Genomic DNA, 19292 nt, shown 5'->3' with positions numbered 1-19292 from the left:
GGTCCGCTGCCGCGTCACGCACTCAGGCCTCCGGCGTGCCGTTCTCCCGGGTGCCGGGGGCCTGCGCGCCGCCCTGCTGCGTGGCGGCGATCTTGGCGCGCACCTCGTCCATGTCGAGCGCGCGGGCCTGCCCGATGAGGTCGGTCAGCGCCGCCTCGGGCAGGGCGCCGGGCTGGGCGAAGATGGCCACCTGGTCCCGGACGATCATCAGGGTTGGGATCGAAGTGATCTGGAAGGCACCGGCCAGCTCCTGCTGCGCCTCGGTGTCCACCTTCGCGAAGAGCAGGTCGGGGTGGGCCTCGGAGGCCCTCTCGTAGACCGGCGCGAACTGCAGGCACGGCCGGCACCAGCCCGCCCAGAAGTCGATCAGCACGAACGGGTTCTCGCTGACCGTCTGGTCGAAGTTTTCCTTGGTGAGCTCGACTGTAGCCACGGTGTCCAGACCTCCTGATTGAGCCGACTGCTCCTTGAACGAACGACCGGCCCCGGGCATTCCGGGGGCCGGCCGCCCCGACCGGCCCGCCCCGTGTACGAGGAGCTCGACCGGCGTGTGGCGCCGTCCTGTGCATCCACCCGGCGTACGTCTCCGAGTCGGGGCTCACCGAGGAGGAGGCCGCGATGATCCTCGACACGAACGCGGCCGACCTGCTCGACCTGTCCGGAATCTCCGGGACATCCGGCCCGTGTCCCTTCGCCGGATCCGGAGATCCGGCGAAGGACCGGTGTGGGGCGGGGCGGTGCCTGGAAGGGCTAGAAGGGGTGGCCGGCCGGGGTGCTGCGGGCCGTGGTCCAGCGCAGTTCCGTGAAGGCGTCCAGGTTCGCCTCGCCGCCGAAACGTGCGCCGGTGCCGGAGGCGCCGACTCCGCCGAACGGGGCGACGGCCTCGTCGTTGACCGTCTGGTCGTTGACGTGCGCGATCCCGGTGGGGATCCGCTCGGCCAGGTCGAGCCCGCGCGCCGCGTCCCGGGTCACGATCCCGAGGGAGAGGCCGTAGGGGCCCGCGGAGGCCAGAGCCACCGCCTCGTCCTCCGTCGCGAAGGAGCGTACGGGCGCCACCGGGCCGAAGACCTCCTCGGCGTAGGCGGGGGTGTCGTCGCCGACGCCCGCCAGGACGGTCGGCCGGTAGAAGAGGTCCCGGTGGGTACCGCCGGCGACGAGCTTGGCCCCCGCTCCGGTGCTGGCCTCCACGAGGGCGTGTACGCGTTCCACCTGGGCGCGGTCGATCAGCGGGCCCAGGTGGACCTGCTCGCGGTACGGGTCCCCCACGGCCAGTTCCTCGGCGCGCACGGCGAGCCGCTCGACGTACTCGTCGTAGAGCGAGGCGTGGACGAGGTGCCGCCCGGCGGTCATGCAGATCTGGCCCTGATGGAAGAAGCTGCCCCAGGTCGCCTGGGCGACGGCGGCCTCGACGTCGGCGTCGCGGAGCACGACGAGGGCGGAGTTGCCGCCCAACTCCAGGTGTGCGCGCTTGAGATGACGGCCCGCCAGTTCTCCCACGGTGCGGCCGGCGGCGGTGGATCCGGTGAAGGACACCACCCGGACCCGAGGGTCGACGACCACGGCGGCGCCCGTCTCGGCGCCCCCGGGCAGGACGTGCAGCAGCCCGGCGGGAAGTCCGGCGGCGGCGAACACGGCGGCGAGCGCCAGGCCGCCGCAGACGGCGGTCCGCCGGTCCGGCTTGAGGAGCACCGCGTTGCCGAGCGCCAGCGCCGGCGCGACCGAGCGGATCGCCAGGATCAGCGGGGCGTTGAAGGGGGCCACGACCCCGACCACCCCGGCCGGGACCCGGCGGGTGAAGGACAGTCGCGGTGCCTCGCTGGGCAGCACCTGCCCGACCGGGCGCGAGGCCAGCGCGGCGGCCTCGTAGCACTCCTGGGCGGCGACGTGCAGTTCGAAGCCGGCCTTGCCGGGGATCGAGCCGGATTCGCGGACCAGCCACTCCCGCAGCTCGTCGGCGTGGGCGGCGAACAGGTCCCCGGCGCGGCGCAGCACGGCCGCCCGCTCCAGGTGGGTGGTGCGCGCCCAGTCGTGCTGCGCGGCCCGGGCCCGTACGGCGGCCTCCGCCACGTCGCCGGGCGCGGCGAGGTCGAGGGTGGCGAGGGTGCGGCCGGTTGCGGGTTCGACGACCGGCGCGGCGCCGCCGGTGAGGGTGGGTCCGTCCTGCCAGAGTGTCGGGTCGAGGAGCGGCATGGCGCGGGGCCTCCGGGTGGGGATGGGCGGGGTGCCGGGCGAGGGGGGGGCGGCAGCACGCGTCATCGTGCCAGACCGGAGGCTCCACTTCTGTTCAGTTATTGGGCAGTTGACGGCGGGCGCTGACCGGAAATGGTCGACGCCCTGGTGGGGCGGGTGCGCCACCAGGGCGGTGCCGGAGCGGGGATCAGCGCTGCCCGAGCGGGACTCAGCGGTGCCTGAGCGGCGCTCAGCGGTGCCTGAGCGGCGCTCAGCGGTGCCTGAGCGGGCTCAGCGCTCCAGGACCAGCGCGATGCCCTGCCCGACGCCGATGCACAGCGCCGCCATGCCCGTACCGGAGCCGGCCGCCGCCAGCTGGTGGGCGACCGATCCGGCCAGCCGCGCGCCCGAGGCGCCGAGCGGGTGGCCGATCGCGATGGCGCCGCCGCGCGGGTTGACCACGGCCGGATCCAGCTCCGGCCAGGCCGCCAGACAGCCCAACGCCTGGGCCGCGAAAGCCTCGTTGAGTTCGAGGACGGTGAGGTCCGACAGCCCGCGGCCGGCCTTGCCGAGGGCCCGCTGCACCGCGTCCACCGGGCCGAGCCCGAAGAGCTGGGGCTCGATCCCGGTGACGGCGGAGGCGCTGATCCGGGCGAGCGGCTCCCGGCCGGTGGCGGCCAGGCCCGCCTCGTCGGTCAACAGCAGGGCTGCGGCGCCGTCGTTGAGGGGGGAGGCGTTGCCGGCCGTGACCGTGCCCCGGCCGTCCGTCCGGAAGGCGGGCTTCAGCCGGGCCAGGGCCTCGGGGGTGGAACCCTCCCTGATGCACTCGTCCCGTACCAGGTCCACTCCCCCGTACGGCACGACCTCGCCGTCGTACAGCCCGTCGGCCCAGGCGGCCGCGGCCTTGCGGTGGCTCTCCAGGGCGAAGGCGTCCTGCGCCTCGCGGGTGACGGCGTACTTGTCGGCGACGAGTTCGGCGCCCTCGCCGAGCGAGCCGGTCCACTCGGCGGGCATCCGCGGGTTGGTCATCCGCCAGCCGAGGGTGGTGGACCACATCTGCTGGTGTCCGGCGGGGAAGGCCCGTTCGGGCTTCTGGACCACCCAGGGGGCGCGGCTCATCGACTCGACGCCGCCCGCGATGGCCACGGAGGCGTCGCCCAGGGCGATGGCGCGGGCGGCCTGGATCACGGCTTCGAGGCCGGACCCGCACAGCCGGTTGACGGTGACCCCGGGAACGCTCACCGGGAGGCCGGCCAGCAGGACGGCCATCCGGGCCACGTCGCGGTTGTCCTCGCCCGCGCCGTTGGCGTCGCCGAAGACCACGTCGTCGATGCGGGCCGGATCGAGATCGGGCGTACGGTCCACCAGCGCGCGCACCACGTGCGCGGCCAGGTCGTCCGGGCGGACGCCGGCGAGGGCTCCGCCGAACTTGCCGATCGGGGTGCGGACGGCGTCGACGACGTAGACGTCGCGGACGGTGCGGATGCTCATGGGGTCTCTCCTGGGCGGATCCGTACGGGCGGTGGCGCATCGGTGCCGGGTGGGCACCGATGCCGGTGTGGGCACGACGCCGGTGTGGGCATCGCGACACGCCGCCGGGCACGCCCGGTGGGGCGCGCCCGCAGTCTCCGTCCGCACGTCACCGCCTGTCAACGGCCTCCTGCACGCCACCCCGCCCGTGCGACCCGACGCGCGACCCCGGCCCGCGACCCGGCGGGCGGACGTGGCCCGGCGGGGGGCTCCGTCAGGTCGACTCGCGGTGGACGGCCTCGGCCGCCATGAGGTCGCGCCGCTCGGTGACCTCCGACGGGTCGCGCACCGCGTGGTCCACCAGCGACGCCAGGTGGTCACCGGTCGGCATCTCGATCCGCACCGTGCTCAGCCGGGGCCGCAGCAGCCTCCCGATGAGCAGGTCGTCGGCGCCGATGACGGCGACGTCCTCGGGGATGCGCAGCCCCTCGTCCTGGAGGGCCCGCATCAGCAGCATGGCGTACTCGTCGTTGTACGCGAACACCGCGTCCAGCCCGAGGCCGCGCCAGCGGGCCGCGAGCGCCGCGGCCGACTCCTCCGAGTAGGCCATCGGCACGGGCTCGACCCGTGCGCCCCCCGCATCCGCCACGGAGCGGGCGCCCGCGAGCCGGGGCGCGGAGAACAGCTCCAGCCCCTCCTCCTCGGGGACGACCACCCCGATCCGCCGCCGGCCCCGCTCGACGAGATGGGCCGCGGCCCGGGCGCCGACCTCCTGCTGGTCCATGACCAGCGCGTGCGCCCCGGGCACGCCGACCGGGCCCAGGGTGATGACCGCGCGCGCCCCGGCCCGCTTGAGGGTGGCGACGTTGTGCGCGGAGAGGGTGATCTCGCCGAGCGATATCACCGCCACCGGACGCAGCTCCGCCCACGCCCGCACGGCCTCGTCGCCGCTGAGGCCGAGGCTCCCGTACTGGACCACGGTGTAGTCGAGGCGGCGCAGCGCCCACTGCAGTTCGTTGAGGAAGGCGCTGTAGAGCGGGCCGATCGGCACGTTCGGGGTGGGCAGCAGCACGATCCGGGTGTGCCCGGCACGCAGGCTGCGGGCGGCCGCGTGCGGGACGTAACCGAGTTCCTCGGCGGCCTCGCGGACCTTGCGGCGGGTCGGCTCGCTGATGCGTACGGCTTCCGCGTTGTTCAGCACGTACGAGACCGTCGCGCGCGATACGCCCGCGAGGCGGGCCACGTCGGCGCTGGTCGGAACGGGAGGCGGCGGCGTGGTCGATCCGGAGGCCGGGGTCTGCGGCTTCGGCGATTTCGATGACTGAGACATTGCCGTGGCATCTTTCCAGACCGGTTGGGCCCAGGGGCTAGCGAATGGCCGGAAACGAATGCTACACAGTGGTTACACGAGTCATTGACACGTGTAACCACGGTGTCACATCCTCGTCGACGGACGTGCCGACGGAGGTGTCACCGCACGTGCCCCGGCACGTGGTCCGCCGTGCCGCCGCCCTGTCGCGCTCCGTCGCACCCCCGCCGTCGCGACGGGGCGGCGCGCACCCCCACCGCACCCGGCACCGCGCCCTCATCACATCCAGCCCGCCCCTCCCCCCTTCCCTTCGTCCGCCCGCGACCGCCCAGGAGGGCACCGTGGCCCTTTCCTCCCCCGGCACCGGTTCCACCGCCGCCACCACCGACGCGTCCACCGGACCCGGCCCCGCACGCCGCGGCCTGCTCCCCCTGCTGCTCGTCGGCAACAGCGCCATGTACGCGCTCTACGTCGGCGTGGCCGGCGTTCTGCTCGCACTCCAGGTCGAGGACATCGACCCGGCGAACAAGGTGTCCAACTTCGGCCTGATCGCAGGGGTATCGGCGATCTTCGCCACGGTCTTCAACCCCGTGGCCGGCGCCCTGTCCGACCGCAGCGGACGGCGCAACCCCTGGATCCTCGGCGGCGGGCTGGCCGCCGTCCCGGCGATGTTCCTGCTCGGCTTCGCCGACACGATCCTGCTGATCACGATCGCCTGGTGCCTCGGCCAGGCCGTCATGAACGTCTACCAGGCGGCCCTCACCTCCGTGGTGCCCGACCGGGTGCCCCTGAGCGCCCGCGGCAAGGCCTCGGCGGCCGTCGGCCTCGGCCTGCCCTTCGGCTCCACCCTCGGTGCGCTGCTCGGCGCGGCCTTCTCCGAGGACTACCGCACCGGGTACCTCGTGTTCGGCGCGCTCGTGGCGGGGGCCGCCGTCCTCTTCACCGCCTGCAGCCGCGAGGAGCGGCTCCCGGCCCGCGCCCCGATGCCCGTACGGGCCCAGCTCGGCGCCTTCGCGAGCGCACTGCGCCACCACGACTTCCGGTGGGCCTTCATCGGGCGGGCGCTGCTCGTCCTCGGGTACTTCGCGGTGACCGGCTACCAGCTCTACATCCTGCAGGACCACACCGTGCTGCCCGCCGGCATGAAGCCGGAGGCCGCGGTGGCGGTGATGATGCCGCTGACGAGTGTGGCGATGGTGCTCTCCACGGTCCTCGGCGGATACCTCTCCGACCGGTTCGACCGCCGCAAGCTCTTCGTCGGCGCCTCCGCACTGCTGTCGGCCGTCGCGCTGGTGATCCCGGCCGTGTCGACCAGCTGGACCGCGATGCTGGCCTTCTCCGTGGTCAACGGGCTGGCGTTCGGCTGCTACATGGCCGTGGACACCGCGCTCGTGACGATGGTGCTCCCCAAGGCCGAGGACGCGGCCCGCGACATGGGCGTGCTCAACATCGCCAACGCCGGCCCGCAGATCGTCGCCCCGTTCATCGCCTCGGTGATCGTCTCGCTCAGTGGCGGGTACACCGCGCTGTTCGTCGTGGCGGCCGTGCTGGCGGTGGCGGGGGCGCTGGCGGTGAAGCCGATCCGCAGCGTGCGCTGACCGCTCACCCGACACCGCTCACCCGATACCGTTCACACCACCGAGAAGGGCACCACCGTGCAGCTGCACACCCACACCTGGGGCGAGGGCGACCGCATCGCCCTCCTGATCCACGGCATCATGGCCGACCACCGGACGTGGCGTCGGGTCGGCCCCGCCCTCGCCGACCACGGCTACCGCGTCATCGCGGTGGACCTGCGGGGCCACGGGGCCAGCGGCCGCGGCGCGTACGGCCCCGAGCTGTACGCGGACGACGTGGTCGAGACGCTGCCGGCCGGCGCCGAGCTCGCCATCGGCCACTCCCTCGGTGGCCTGACCCTGTCGCTCGCGGTGGACCGGCTGAGGCCGCGCCGGGCGGTGTACTCCGACCCCGGCTGGCACCTGGCCGCTCCCTCGGAGGGCTTCGGACCGGAGCTGCTGGCCCGGTTCAAGTCGGCGACCAGGGAGGAGATCCGGGCGATGAGTCCGCGCTGGGAGGACGTGGACGTCGACATCGAGCTGGCGACCCTGGCGCTGTGGGACGAGCAGACGGCCCTGAGCCTCGCCCCGCTGCTCGGCGCCGACCTGATGCCGGCCGCGCCGGTGGTCCCGTCGCTGGTGCAGCTCGCCGACCCCAGCCAGTTGATCTCACAGGAGCGGGCGCAGCTGCTCAAGAGCCGAGGTTTCCAGGTGCGTTCGGTCGCCGGGGCCGGACACACCATCCACCGCGACGACTTCGACGGGTTCATGGCCTCCCTGGAGGGGTGGATCTAGGTCTGCCGGCACGGGGCGGTCTCCGCGGACGGCGGGGCCGCCCGGTGTCAGTGGCGGTTGCGAGACTGGTGCCATGAACGATGACGCCGAACACGACGGCCGGGTGGACCCGGGGGCCCTCCTGCTGCAGACGGACTGGAACGCGGTGGAGCACTGCTGCCCGGACGTGGCACCGGAGACGCCGGTGATCCTGCGGGAGCTGCTGGACGACGACCCGGACGTCCAGGGCTTCGCCTTGCGGTGCCTGGCCGAAGCCCTCGTCCGCGGGAACGTCTTCTACACCGCCACGGCTCCCGCGGCCCGGTACGTGGCCGCGATCCTGGGGGACCCGCGGACCCTGGCGCAGGTCACCGACCGCAGCGTCCACGAGGTGTACGACCTGGGTCCGCAGACCCCGTTCCCGCTGCGCGCCGGCCTGATGAGCTGGCTGGGGGACTCGGTCGTCGACGCGATGGCCCAGCAAGGGCGGCCCTACGGCGACCAGGAGGACCTCGACGCGTTCCTCGACCTCGCGCCGGAGTTCTACGCGGCCGTGCGCCCCTTCCTCACGTCCGGCTCCCCCGAGATACGCGAGGCGGCCCTCGGCGCGCTCCTGCCGCTGCTCCGGCTGCCCGCCCTGGCCGACCGGGGCCCCGCCCACCGCGACCAGGTCCTCGCCGCGGCCTTCGGCGCCGGCCCGCACCGCTGGCGGGCCGTCGACACGCTCTCCTCCTGGGGCGAGGACGTCTCGTCCCTGCTCTGACCGCCCCGGCCCCCAACATCGGGGCCTTCACGGGTAGTCGTGCCCGGCGGGTCCCCCGTACCGTCTACCTACCGAACGGTAATAGGGGGAGTGGTTCGCGATGCCGGATTCTTCAGCTTCTTCGGCCGGCCTGGTCGAAATGGCCGCCGCGCTCACCGAAGGCAGTGTGTCCGCACGGCAGTTGACGGAGGAGGCGCTGCACCGGATCGCGGCGGCGCAGCCGGAGCTGAACGCCTTCCGGACCGTGCGCGCCGACGCCGCGCTCGCCGAGGCGGACGCGGCGGACCGGCGGCTGGCCGCGGGAGAGCGGCTGCCGCTGCTGGGCGTACCGCTCGCGGTGAAGGACGACATGGACGTGACCGGGGAGCCGACCGCCTTCGGCTGCGCCGGGTCCTTCGCCCCGAAGACCGCCGACAGCGAGGCGGTACGGAGGCTGCGCGCGGCCGGTGCGGTCATCGTCGGCAAGACCCAGACGCCGGAGCTCGGCCAGTGGCCCTTCACCGAGGGCGAGGCCTTCGGCGAGACCCGCAATCCGTGGAACCCGGCCTACTCGCCCGGCGGCTCCTCGGGCGGCTCGGCGGCGGCCGTGGCGGCCGGCCTGGTTCCGGCGGCCCTGGGCTCGGACGGAGCCGGTTCGGTCCGGATCCCGGCGGCCTGGACCCATCTGGTCGGCGTGAAACCGCAGCGCGGGCGCATCTCCACCTGGCCGGAGCCGGAATCCTTCCACGGGCTCACGGTCAACGGCGTCCTGGCCCGCACCGTCGCCGACGCGGCGCTCCTGCTGGACGCCGCGAGCGGCCAGCACCCCGAGGACCTGCACCGCCCGGCCCGCATCTCGGCGGTCGAGGCGGCCCGGCGCACCCCGCGCCGGCTGCGGATCGCCCTCTCCTTCGGAATGCCCTTCACGGCCACGCCCAAGTCGCTGGACCCGCGGGTGCGCTCCGCGGTGGAGCGGCTGGCCGGGCTGCTGGAGTCGCTGGGGCACGAGGTGGTCCCGGAGGACCCGCGGTACGGCCCGATCGGCCTGACCTTCGTACCGCGCGCGACCAGCGGCGTACGGGACTGGGCGGCGCGGGTGCCGGATCCGGCGCTGCTGGACCCGCGCACGCACGAAGCGGTACGGACCGGCCGGATCCTGGGCGGGCTGGCCCTGCGGGTCTCCCGGCGGGCGGAGTCGGCGCTGCGGCACCGGGTGGGCGAGATCTTCGGCCGTTTCGACGTGGTGCTGACCCCCACGACGGCCACACCGCCGCTGCGCGTCGGCGCGCTGGCGGGACTGGGGGCCATGGCCACGGACCGCGCGATGATAGCCGCCTGCCCGTACGCCTGGACGTGGAACGTCCTGGGGTGGCCGGGGGTGAACGTCCCGGCGGGGTTCACGGGCGAGGGGCTGCCGATGGGCGCCCAGTTGCTGGGTCCGGCGGACTCGGAGCCGCTGTTGCTGGCGCTGGCCGCGCAGCTGGAGGCGGCGCGGGGCTGGGCGGCGCGGCGGCCGGACCCGGTGGGGGCCGGCGTGTGAGGGCCGCGGGCCGGGCGTGCGCGGTCACAGGCCGGCCTTCGAGGGCCGCGGGCCGGAATGCCGACAGTGAGCCTCCGTGACACGCTGAATGGGGGGATCTCGCCGGTCCGGCCACTCGGCCGGCCCTGCACCCAAGGAGATCGAAATGGCCAGTGACGCCAGCAGGCCCCAGGCAGGCCACGGGCAACCGCGCCCCTGGCACGCACCCACGTCGGGTACCACCCTCCTGGCGGGAGTGCTGATGATCTTCGGAGGGGCGATGGCGTTCCTCGAAGGGATCGCTGCCGTCGCCAGCGACGACCTGTTCGTCGTGACGCGCCACTACGTGTTCGAGTTCAGCCTGACCGGCTGGGGCTGGGTCCACCTCATTCTGGGCATCGCCCTCGTCGTCGCCGGCTGCGCCGTGCTCGCCGGAGCCCTGTGGGGCCGCTATTTCGGCATCATGGTCGCCGGCCTGGGCGCGATCGCCAACTTCCTCTGGATCCCGTACTACCCCTGGTGGGCGCTGGTGCTGGTCGTCGTCAACCTCTTCGTCGTCTGGGCGCTGTGCATGGGCTCGCACCGGGAGTCGGACATGACCTGACCGCCGGACCCGGCTGCACAGGGTCGCGGTTGCCGGCCCGGTAATCTCGGCGGGATGACGGCACTTTCGCATCACGGCAACGGCTACACCGACCAGCCCGGCCGCGACGGGGACACGGCCACCACCGAGGCCAACCCCCGCGCCATCGGCCCCGTGCGCACCGAGTACGCGCCCGACCCCGACGGGGACCCCGATCCCGGCGAGATCGTGTGGACCTGGGTCCCCTTCGAGGAGAACGACGGACGCGGGAAGGACCGCCCGGTGCTGGTCGTCGCGCGGGAGGCGGGCGGGCGGACCCTGCTCGCCGTACAGCTGTCCAGCAAGCGGCACGACCACGACCGGGAGTGGGTGCCGATCGGGACCGGCCCGTGGGACAGCGCGGGCCGGGAGTCCTGGGTGGACGTCGACCGGGTGCTCCGGGTGCACGAGTCGGGAATGCGGCGCGAGGCCTGTGCGCTGGACCGCGGACGCTTCGGGCTGGTCGTCGACCGGCTGCGCGAGCGCTACGGCTGGACGTAGCACGGGACGGACGGGCGCGGGACGGACGGGCGCAGGCGGCCGGACGGGCGCGGGACGGACAGGCGCGCCGGCCGGACGGGCGCAGGCGGCCGCGGTCACCCGTCACCGGTCACCAGCGGCCCAGTGCCCGTCCTCAGACCCCGAAGCCGGCGAAGGCCCTCTCGAACGCCTCGCGCGGCTCGGGCTTGCGGTCCAGCACCCCGAACACCACCCGCTCGAATACCCCCGCGAACCGGCCCGCCAGCAGCCCCCGGAAAGCCTCGGCCACCTCCGCCGGGTCGTTCTGGAAGACCCCGCAGCCCCACGCCCCCAGCACCAGCCGCCGGTATCCGTGCAGCGCCGCAACTTCCAGTACGAGCTCCGCCCGCCGGACCAGCGCCCCGGGGATCTCGGCCACCCGCTGCGGCTCCTGGCGGCGGATCGTGCCCGCGTTCGGGGCGGGCGAGGTGAGGAAACCGACCCGGAACGGGGTCTCCAGCAGTTCGCCCCGGTCGTCGCGGAAGACGGGCACCCCGGGCGAGTGAATCACCCGGTCGGTGTAGAAGGTGCTGCGTTCCGCCCGGTGGACCTCGTAGTACTCCGGGGCCTCCAGCAGCGTCTCGTAGAGGGCCGAGGCGCGGCACAGCGCCTCCTCCTGGGCCTTGGCCCCGCGGACGTAACCACCCCCGGGATTGCGGGCCGAGGCGAAGTTCAGGGCCGCCACCGGGACCGTCTCCGGGCCCGCCGCGGCATCCGGGCCGCCCGTCGCGAGCCTGCGGGCCGCGACCGTGGTGCTCTCGCCCGTGACCTCGACGGCCGTCGGCCCGCTCCCACGAACGATCTCTTCGTCTGGAACGACCCGGTTTGGTCCATATATCCTGGTTCCGGCCTTGGCGTCCGCCAGGGCGGCGGCAAGGGACACCTGCCGTCCCGACCGCGTCCGGTACCCACCGGCCGCCAGGATCTCCGCGTTCTCCCGCGCGATCTCGCGCAATCTGCTGCTCACGCCGCCATCCTCCGCACCCCGGCCACCGGCGGCAAAGGAATTAGTGCCCCAGGGAGGGGTAGGCACGGGTGAAGTCACGGCCGACGACAGGAGACGAGGACCCGGTATGTCCCAGGACTCACCCACTCCCCCATACCCGCCCGCCATACCCCCTGCCCCCTCCCTCACCGAAACCGAGGCGGAGGAGCTGATCCACGGCATCTGTTTCAAGACCGGCCCGCCGCGCCTCATCGGCGCCGAGCTCGAATGGCTGGTCGTGGATGCCGAACGGCCCGAACAGCCCCTGTCCGCCGAGCGGCTGCGGGCCGCGCACGCCGCCGCCCGCGCCCTGCCACTGAACTCGCGGCTGACCGTCGAACCCGGTGGCCAGCTCGAACTCAGCTCGGCCCCCGCCGCCTCGCTCAGCGGATGCGTGGACGGCCTGCAGGCCGACCTCACCGCCGTACGAGGCGCCCTGCTGGCCCGCGGACTGGTCCTGCGCGGCCTCGGCCGCGACCCCCGGCTCCCCTACCGCCGGCTGCTGAACAGCCCGCGCTACGACGCGATGGAGGCCTACTTCGACCGCACCGGCCCGGCCGGGCGCGTCATGATGTGCGCCTCCGCCTCCGTACAGGTCTGCGTGGACGCCGGGTACGAGGAGCCGGGCGTGCTCGGCCACGGCCGGCGCTGGCGGCTCGCGCACCTGCTGGGCGCGGTCCTCGTGGCCGCCTTCGCCAACTCCCCGGCGCACGAGGGCCCGTACGCCGGCTGGCGCTGCGCCCGCCAGGGGGTCTGGAGCGACATCGACAGCCGGCGCGCGCTCGCCCCGCCGCTGGACGCGGAGCCGCGGGCCGGGTGGACGCGGCAGGCGCTGGACACCGAGCTGATGTGCGTCCGGTCGTACGAGGGCGAGGCGTGGGAGATCCCGCGCGGCACGACCTTCCGCGACTGGCTGCGCACGGGCGGCGACCTCGGGCAGCCGGCGCACTCCGCCCTCGCGGGCCGCCCCGCCCTGCGGCCGCCCACCGTCGAGGACCTGGAGTACCACCTCACCACGCTGTTCCCACCGGTGCGGCCGCGCGGCCACCTGGAGCTGCGGATGATCGACGCGCAGCCGGGCGACGACGGCTGGCTGGTCCCGGTGGCCGTCGTGCACGCGCTGTTCGACGATCCGGAGGCCGCCGAGACCGCGTACCGGGCGACCAAGGCGCTGTCCGACGCGCACGGCCCGCGGCCCTCTCCCCGCAATCCGCTGTGGCGGTCCGCCGCCCGGCACGGCCTCGCCGATCCGGAGCTGCGGACGGCCGCGACGGCCTGTTTCCTGGCCGCCGCCGAGGCGCTGCCCCGGCTGGGCGCGAGCGAGCACGTCCAGGAGACGGTCGGGGCGTTCACCGAGCGCTTCGTGCTGCGCGGCCGCTGCCCGGCCGACGACGCGTCCTCCCTGGAGCCCGCCCGGAAGGAGGCCCGCCGATGACCACCTCGCACCCGTCCCGGGAAGCCCTGCGGGAGCGGGCGGCCGCCGCCCTGACCGCCGCGCGCGTGCGCACGGCCGGGCTCACCGACGCCGTGAGCGACGCGGACCTGACCGCCCAGCACTCGCCGCTGATGTCCCCGCTCGTCTGGGACCTGGCGCACATCGGGAACCAGGAGGAGCTCTGGCTGCTGCGCAACGTGGCCGGGCGCGAGTCCATGCGCCCCGAGATCAATCCGCTCTACGACGCCTTCGAGCATCCCCGCGCCGAGCGGCCCAAGCTGCCACTGCTCGGGCCCGGGGAGGCCCGCCGGTACGCGGCCGAGGTGCGCGGCCGGGTCTTCGACCTGCTGGAGCACACCCCGCTGGAGGGCAGTGCGCTCCTCGACGACGGCTTCGCCTTCGGGATGATCGCCCAGCACGAACAGCAGCACGACGAAACGATGCTGATCACCCATCAGCTGCGGCAGGGCGCGCCCGTGCTGACCGCGCCGGATCCGGACGCCCCGTACGATCCGCCGCGCGACGCCGAAGTCCTCGTCCCCGGCGGCCCGTTCACCATGGGCACCTCCGCCGAGCCGTGGTCGCTGGACAACGAGCGGCCCGCGCACGTCCGGGACGTCGCGCCCTTCTGGATCGACACGGTGCCGGTGACCAACGCCGCCTATCTGGCCTTCATCGCGGACGGCGGCTACCGCGAGCCCCGCTGGTGGGCGGCTCCGGGCTGGCAGCAGATCCGCGAACACTCCATCGAGGCCCCGCTGTTCTGGCACCGGGAGGCGGGCCAGTGGCTGCGCCGCCGCTTCGGGGTGACCGAACCGGTGCCGGAGGACGAGCCGGTGCTGCACGTCAGCTGGTACGAGGCGGACGCCTACGCCCGCTGGGCGGGGCGGCGGCTGCCCACCGAGACGGAGTGGGAGAAGGCCGCCCGGTTCGATCCGGCGACCGGCCGCTCGGCCCGCTACCCGTGGGGCGACGCGGACCCGACCGCGTCCCTGGCCAATCTGGGGCAGCGCCACCTGCGCCCGGCCCGCGCGGGCAGCTACCCGGCCGGGGCCTCCCCGCTCGGGGTGCGCCAGCTGATCGGCGACGTGTGGGAGTGGACCGCGTCCGATTTCCTGCCGTACCCGGGGTTCCGGGCCTTCCCGTACCGGGAGTACTCGGAGGTGTTCTTCGGCCCGGAGCACAAGGTGCTGCGGGGCGGTTCCTTCGCGGTGGACCCGGTGGCCTGCCGGGGCACCTTCCGCAACTGGGACCTTCCGGTGCGGCGGCAGATCTTCTCCGGCTTCCGAACCGCGAGGGATGTCTGATGTGCCGTCATCTCGCTTACCTGGGACCGGTGGTGGAGCTCGGGAGGCTGCTGAGCGAGCCCGAGCACTCGCTGGTGCGCCAGTCCTGGGAGCCGCGCCGGCAGCGGTCCGGCACGGTCAACGCCGACGGCTTCGGCATCGGCTGGTACGCGGAGGGCGACCCGGTGCCCGCCCGCTACCGGCGGTCCGGGCCCATCTGGTCCGACCTGGCCTTCGCCGATCTCGCCCGGGTGGTGCGCAGCGGGGCCGTACTGGCCGCCGTACGGGACGCCACGCTGCCCGGGGCCGACGGGGAGGCGGCGGCCGCACCGTTCGCGGAGGGGCCGTGGCTGTTCAGCCACAACGGCGCGATACGGGGCTGGCCCGACACGGCGGCCCCGCTCGCGGCCGGTCTGCCGCCCGAGGACCTGCTCCGGCTGGCCGCGCGCACCGACTCGGCGCTGGTCTGGGCACTGGTCCTGCACCGGCTGCGGGCCGGCGACGACCTGGGCACGGCACTCGCCGAGCCGGTCCGGGAGCTGGCCACGGCGGCTCCCGGCTCGCGGCTGAACCTGCTGGTGACGGACGGTACCGCGATCGCCGCCACGGCGTGGGGGGATTCGCTCTGGTACCTGGCCGACGCGGGCGCCCGGCGCACCGTGGTGGCCTCCGAGCCGTACGACGAAGACCCCCGGTGGTGCGAAGTGCCCGACCGGACCCTGCTGACCGCCACCCGCACGCGGGTCGAACTGACCCCGCTCAAGGAGAACTCCCCGTGACCAACTTCCAGTTGACCCGGACCCTCGACGAGCACGCGGCGGAGACCGCGCTGCGCACGGACGTACTCAACGGGCTCACCCGCTTCCCCAAGGTGCTGCCGCCCAAGTGGTTCTACGATGCGCGGGGCAGCGAGCTCTTCGAGGAGATCACCCGGCTGCCCGAGTACTACCCGACCCGCGCGGAGCGGGAGATCCTGCTGGAGCGGGCCAGGGAGATCGCCTCCGAGAGCGGCGCCCGCACGCTGGTGGAGCTGGGCTCCGGGTCCTCGGAGAAGACCCGGCACCTGATCGAGGCGATGCCCGCGCTGGACACCTACGTCCCGGTGGACGTGAGCGAGAGCGCCCTGCGGGGCGCGGCCGAGACATTGCTCGCGGCGCATCCGGGGCTGCGGGTGCACGCCCTGCTGGCGGACTTCACGCGCGCGCTGCAACTGCCGGATTCCCCCGGGCCCCGGCTGGTGGTGTTCCTGGGCGGCACGATCGGGAACCTGCTGCCGCCGGAGCGTGCGGTGTTCCTGGCGTCCGTACGGGCGATGCTGTCGCCCGGGGACGCGCTGCTGATGGGCACGGACCTGGTGAAGGACGAGGCCGTGCTGGTGTCGGCGTACGACGACGCGCGGGGTGTGACGGCCGAGTTCAACAAGAACGTGCTGGCGGTCGTCAACCGGGAGCTGGGCGCGGACTTCCACACCGCCGACTTCGCGCACGTGGCGGTGTGGAACAGGGAGCAGGAATGGATCGAGATGAGACTGCGGGCCCGGGCGGAGCTGGTGGTGAAGATCCGGGCACTGGATCTGGTGGTGCCGTTCGCGGCGGGTGAGGAGATCCTGACGGAGGTCTCGGCGAAGTTCCGTCAGGAGGGCGTGCGGAAGGAGTTGGCGGCGGCGGGACTGGAGCTGACCCAGTGGTGGACGGACGCGGCGGGCCGGTTCGCGCTGTCCTTGTCGGTCGCCGACGGCGCGGCCGGCTGAGCGGGTATGCCGGGCAGCAGGGTCGGGGCTGAGGCTCCGAGCACGGCCTGCTGAGCGGCTGCCGCGAGGTCCCGCCGGTCCGCGTACCGGCCCGGCGGGATCCGCGGCAGCAGCCTGACCTCGGCCCGTACCCCGCGGGCCCGCGCGATCCGCCACAGCGAGGCGGTCAGCGGGTCGTCCCCGACGAAGGCGGGCGCCCCGGCCGGAGAGCCGTCGGACAGCAGGTACGCGAGCCGCACGGGCTGTACGGGAACCCGCGCGTCCAGCGCCGACTGGAAGGCGGCCCGGCGGAAGGTCCCCTGGGCGCGGCCGCACCACGTGGAGCCCTCGGGGAAGACGGTGACCCGGTCGCCGGCCAGCAGCGCGCCGGTGAGGGTCTCGACGGTGGCGGGCAGGGCGCGGATCCGGTCGCGCTCGATGAACAGGGTCCCGGCCCGCCCGGCGAGGCGGCCGAGGACCGGCCAGGCGCGGATGTCGCTCTTGGCCAGCATCCGGCAGGGCATGACGGCGGCCACGAGCGGGATGTCCAGCCAGGAGACGTGGTTGGGCACGAGGAGGCGGCCGCCGCCCGGCCCCGGGCTGCCGTGCACGGTGATCCGTATGCCGAAGGCCCGTACGAGGGCGGCCGACCAGGCCCGTACGACCGTGTGCCGGGGGCCGGGCGGCAGCAGCCGGGCGGGCGGGGCGCCCAGGATCCCCAGCAGGATCAGGGCGACGGCGGCGGCGAGCCTGAGCACCGCCCGCGGGACGCTCGCGGTGCTCCCCTCGTGGCCGGCACAGGCCTCGGGGGTGCAGGGCGAGGTGGGCAGCCAGACGCTCATGCGCCCGGGACGAGCGAGCGGAAGTGGTTCAGGTAGCGCGGGTTGGTACGGCGCAGCGAGAGCAGCACGTACAGGTCGGCGCAGCCGAATTCGGCGTCGAGGGCGGGTTCGCCACAGACCCAGGCGCCCAGGCGCAGGTAGCCGCGCAGCAGCGGGGGCAGCTCCATGCGGTCGGGGAAGGTGATGCCCTCGGGCTTCCAGGGGAGGTGCGGGGTGACCCGGTACTCCTCGGGGGCGAGGCTGCGGGTCAGGGCGGCCTCGCGGGTGGCGGCGGCCAGGACCCCGCCGTCGGCGAGCGGTATCGAGCAGCAGCCGGCGAGCCAGTTGTGCCCGGAGCGGTCCATGTAGTGGGCGAGGCCGGCCCAGATCAGGGCGATGACGGCGCCGTTGCGGTGGTCGGGGTGAACGCAGGAGCGGCCGACCTCGACCAGGTCGGGGCGGATGGGGGCGAGGGCGGAGAGGTCGAATTCACCCTCGGAGTAGAGGCGGCCGGCGACGGCGGCGCGCTCCGGGGGCAGCAGCCGGTAGGTGCCGACGACCTGCTCGGTCTCCTCCTCGACGACGAGGAGGTGGTCGCAGTACGCGTCGAAGGCGTCGGAGTCGAGGCCGGGCTCGGGCCCGTCGAGGCGGGCGCCGAGCTCGCCGGCGAAGACCTGGTGGCGCAGGCGCTGGGCGGCGCGCACCTCGGACTCGTCACGGGCGAGGCGTACGGCGTAGTGGGGGCCGGCGGCCGGCGCGGTGCCCCGGGGGGCGGTGGGGGTGAGGGGGGCGGGGGAGGCGGGGACGGTGAGCGGGGAGGGGGAGGTAAGGGGGGACGGGGACAGGGGTGCGATGGTCATGGCGGCTCCTGATCCGGGCACGGAGGGCCAGGCCGGCAGGTGCGTGGCCTGGCTCCTTTACTTCTTCCGTGACCGGCTGGATTCGACATGACCGCTCAGCGGCCCTTGGATGTGCGGACGCTGAACTCGGCGGTGAACGCGGCGGTGGCCACGTCGGTGACCGCCATGGTGGCGTCGCCGGTGACCGCCGTGGGGCCCCGCCGGTGACTGCCGTGGTGGCCCGGCTCAGCGGTCGGAGCTGAGGACCTTGCCGATCTCCTCGGAGGCCGTCCGGGCCGCCTGCTTGGGGTCCCGGCCGGTGAGCACGGCCGTCATGAAGGGCTTGATCGGATTCCTCGCCTCCACCTCGGCCCAGCGGGCGGAGGTGGGGGTGGCCCGGCCCTGGGCGGCGCCGGGGGCCATGTTGGTGGCGCCCTCGTTGCCCTCGACCACGTGCGCGAGGGTGGTCTTGTTCGGCACGTAGCTCATCGTGCGGGCGAGTTCGGTCTGCCACTTCTCGCTGACCAGGGCCGTGATCACGTCGACGGCGTGCTTCCGCTGTCCGGTCCGTTCCGGGATGATCAGGTCGGAGCCGCCGGTGAACACGGCGCCCGCCTTGTCGGAGGTCTTGCCGGGGATCGGGAAAAAGCCCAGCTTGCCCTTCAGGGCGGGGTTGGCCGCCTCGATCTCGGCGGCCTGGCCGGGCGGGGCGATGATCTGCGCCGTCCGGCCGCGCGCGAAGACCTGCGACTGCGGGGGCGTCTCCTCGTCGGCGTCCTTGGGACCGTCGCCAAGGGCCTGGAGCTGCTTGTAGAAGTCCATGCCGGCCAGGGCCTTCTCGTCGTCGAGGGTGCCGACCCACTTGCCTCCGGTCTCGACGGCGAGTTCGCCGCCCTCGTCCCAGATGAAGCCGGCGAGGACGTACCAGTTCTGGCCCGCGAGGTAGATGCCCTGCTGGTCGCCCTTGTCGAGCTTCTGGGTGGCCTGGATCCACTCCTGCCGGTTCTTGGGCGGGGTCTTGATCCCGGCGTTCGCGAAGAGGTCCTTCTGGTAGATGACCACCCGGTTGGCGGCGTACCAGGGGACGCCGTACTGGGCGCCGTCGATGCTGCCCGGCTCGGCGAGGCCCTTGAGCCAGTCCTTGCTGCCCCATTCGCGCAGGCCCTCGAGGGTGAGTTCGGAGAGGCCGCCCTTCTCGATGTACTGGGCCACCTGGGTGTTGCCGACCTCGATGACGTCGGCGGTCTCCTTGCTCGTGCCGTCGAGCACGGCGTTCACCTTGTCGCCTATGCCCGTCCACTCCTGGATCCTGACGTCCAGGTCGACGCCGGGGTGCTCGTTCTCGAACGACGTGGTGAACCGGTCGATGAAGTCCTCCGAGGCGCTGCCCTTCATCAGCCAGAGCGTCACCTTCTGCGGTCCTTCGGCCGAGTCGGCCAGCCGGCTGCAGCCCGTGAGGGCGGTCGTGACCGCGAGGACGGTGGCCAGGGCGGGGAAGCGCATCTTCAAGAGGGTCA

Annotated in this window: 18 protein-coding genes; 10 read left to right on the top strand and 8 right to left on the bottom strand. The window is 73.9% G+C overall.

Going from position 1 to position 19292, the window contains the following annotated elements; all coding sequences use genetic code 11:
- Positions 1-22: 22 nt before the first annotated feature.
- From ACIPYQ_RS24400 to ACIPYQ_RS24385, 4 genes are all read right to left on the bottom strand, one after another.
- A complete protein-coding gene (locus tag ACIPYQ_RS24400) occupies positions 23-433 on the bottom strand; it encodes a thioredoxin family protein (protein WP_361759229.1) in 411 nt (136 codons plus the stop codon).
- 317 nt (positions 434-750) lie between these two features.
- On the bottom strand, positions 751-2190 hold the full coding sequence (locus ACIPYQ_RS24395; protein WP_401254804.1) for an aldehyde dehydrogenase family protein: 1440 nt from the start codon (positions 2188-2190) through the stop codon (positions 751-753).
- 270 nt (positions 2191-2460) lie between these two features.
- Positions 2461-3660, bottom strand: a complete 1200-nt coding sequence (locus tag ACIPYQ_RS24390; RefSeq protein ID WP_401254801.1) for a thiolase family protein — start codon at positions 3658-3660, stop codon at positions 2461-2463.
- Positions 3661-3913: 253 nt separating this feature from the next.
- Positions 3914-4969, bottom strand: a complete 1056-nt coding sequence (locus tag ACIPYQ_RS24385; RefSeq protein WP_401254799.1) for a LacI family DNA-binding transcriptional regulator — start codon at positions 4967-4969, stop codon at positions 3914-3916.
- Between the two features lie 320 nt (positions 4970-5289).
- Between ACIPYQ_RS24385 and ACIPYQ_RS24380 the strand changes: the two genes are divergently transcribed.
- From ACIPYQ_RS24380 to ACIPYQ_RS24355, 6 genes are all read left to right on the top strand, one after another.
- Positions 5290-6546 carry an MFS transporter gene (locus tag ACIPYQ_RS24380; protein ID WP_401254796.1) on the top strand — a complete coding sequence of 419 codons (1257 nt, stop codon included), beginning with the start codon at positions 5290-5292 and terminating at the stop codon, positions 6544-6546.
- A gap of 57 nt (positions 6547-6603) precedes the next feature.
- Entirely contained in the window at positions 6604-7299 is a 696-nt protein-coding gene (locus ACIPYQ_RS24375) for an alpha/beta fold hydrolase (protein ID WP_401254794.1), read from the top strand.
- A 73-nt stretch (positions 7300-7372) separates the two neighbouring features.
- Complete coding sequence (locus tag ACIPYQ_RS24370; protein ID WP_401254791.1) at positions 7373-8041, top strand: hypothetical protein; 669 nt, start codon at positions 7373-7375, stop codon at positions 8039-8041.
- Positions 8042-8141: 100 nt separating this feature from the next.
- Complete coding sequence (locus ACIPYQ_RS24365) at positions 8142-9560, top strand: amidase (RefSeq protein ID WP_401254788.1); 1419 nt, start codon at positions 8142-8144, stop codon at positions 9558-9560.
- Positions 9561-9705: 145 nt separating this feature from the next.
- Positions 9706-10143, top strand: a complete 438-nt coding sequence (locus ACIPYQ_RS24360) for a hypothetical protein (protein WP_401254786.1) — start codon at positions 9706-9708, stop codon at positions 10141-10143.
- Positions 10144-10197: 54 nt separating this feature from the next.
- Positions 10198-10662: a type II toxin-antitoxin system PemK/MazF family toxin gene (locus ACIPYQ_RS24355; protein WP_401254783.1), complete on the top strand. Its 465-nt coding sequence runs from the start codon at positions 10198-10200 to the stop codon at positions 10660-10662.
- 133 nt (positions 10663-10795) lie between these two features.
- Here the strand turns inward: ACIPYQ_RS24355 and ACIPYQ_RS24350 are convergent, their stop codons facing one another.
- Complete coding sequence (locus tag ACIPYQ_RS24350; RefSeq protein ID WP_401254780.1) at positions 10796-11647, bottom strand: TIGR02452 family protein; 852 nt, start codon at positions 11645-11647, stop codon at positions 10796-10798.
- Positions 11648-11753: 106 nt separating this feature from the next.
- Here ACIPYQ_RS24350 and egtA point away from each other — a divergent pair, with 106 nt between their 5' ends.
- The 4 genes from egtA to egtD are packed head-to-tail and all read left to right on the top strand — an operon-like array spanning position 11754 to position 16136.
- Complete coding sequence (gene egtA / locus ACIPYQ_RS24345) at positions 11754-13100, top strand: ergothioneine biosynthesis glutamate--cysteine ligase EgtA (protein WP_401254778.1); 1347 nt, start codon at positions 11754-11756, stop codon at positions 13098-13100.
- Positions 13097-14407, top strand: a complete 1311-nt coding sequence (egtB, locus tag ACIPYQ_RS24340; protein WP_401254775.1) for an ergothioneine biosynthesis protein EgtB — start codon at positions 13097-13099, stop codon at positions 14405-14407. Before egtA ends, egtB begins: the two co-directional genes overlap by 4 nt.
- Complete coding sequence (gene egtC / locus ACIPYQ_RS24335) at positions 14407-15165, top strand: ergothioneine biosynthesis protein EgtC (protein ID WP_401254772.1); 759 nt, start codon at positions 14407-14409, stop codon at positions 15163-15165. Before egtB ends, egtC begins: the two co-directional genes overlap by 1 nt.
- On the top strand, positions 15162-16136 hold the full coding sequence (gene egtD, locus ACIPYQ_RS24330) for an L-histidine N(alpha)-methyltransferase (protein WP_401254769.1): 975 nt from the start codon (positions 15162-15164) through the stop codon (positions 16134-16136). The genes egtC and egtD overlap by 4 nt, the downstream gene beginning before the upstream one ends.
- Here egtD and ACIPYQ_RS24325 read toward each other — a convergent pair.
- The 3 genes from ACIPYQ_RS24325 to ACIPYQ_RS24315 all read right to left on the bottom strand — a co-directional run bounded on the left by ACIPYQ_RS24325 (position 16019) and on the right by ACIPYQ_RS24315 (position 19284).
- Positions 16019-16957 (bottom strand): lysophospholipid acyltransferase family protein, encoded by a 939-nt coding sequence (locus ACIPYQ_RS24325; protein WP_401254766.1) that lies wholly within the window; start codon positions 16955-16957, stop codon positions 16019-16021. The two genes, egtD and ACIPYQ_RS24325, sit on opposite strands and share 118 nt — an antisense overlap.
- Positions 16954-17796 (bottom strand): GNAT family N-acetyltransferase, encoded by an 843-nt coding sequence (locus ACIPYQ_RS24320; protein WP_401254763.1) that lies wholly within the window; start codon positions 17794-17796, stop codon positions 16954-16956. The genes ACIPYQ_RS24325 and ACIPYQ_RS24320 overlap by 4 nt, the downstream gene beginning before the upstream one ends.
- Before the next feature lie 225 nt (positions 17797-18021).
- Complete coding sequence (locus ACIPYQ_RS24315; protein ID WP_401254761.1) at positions 18022-19284, bottom strand: extracellular solute-binding protein; 1263 nt, start codon at positions 19282-19284, stop codon at positions 18022-18024.
- Positions 19285-19292 lie beyond the last annotated feature (8 nt).

This window comes from Streptomyces sp. NPDC090045, from assembly GCF_044747975.1.
Taxonomy (GTDB): Bacteria; Actinomycetota; Actinomycetes; order Streptomycetales; family Streptomycetaceae; genus Streptomyces.
Note: the sequence above shows the minus strand (reverse complement) of the source record. Positions and strands in the feature narration are given on the sequence as shown.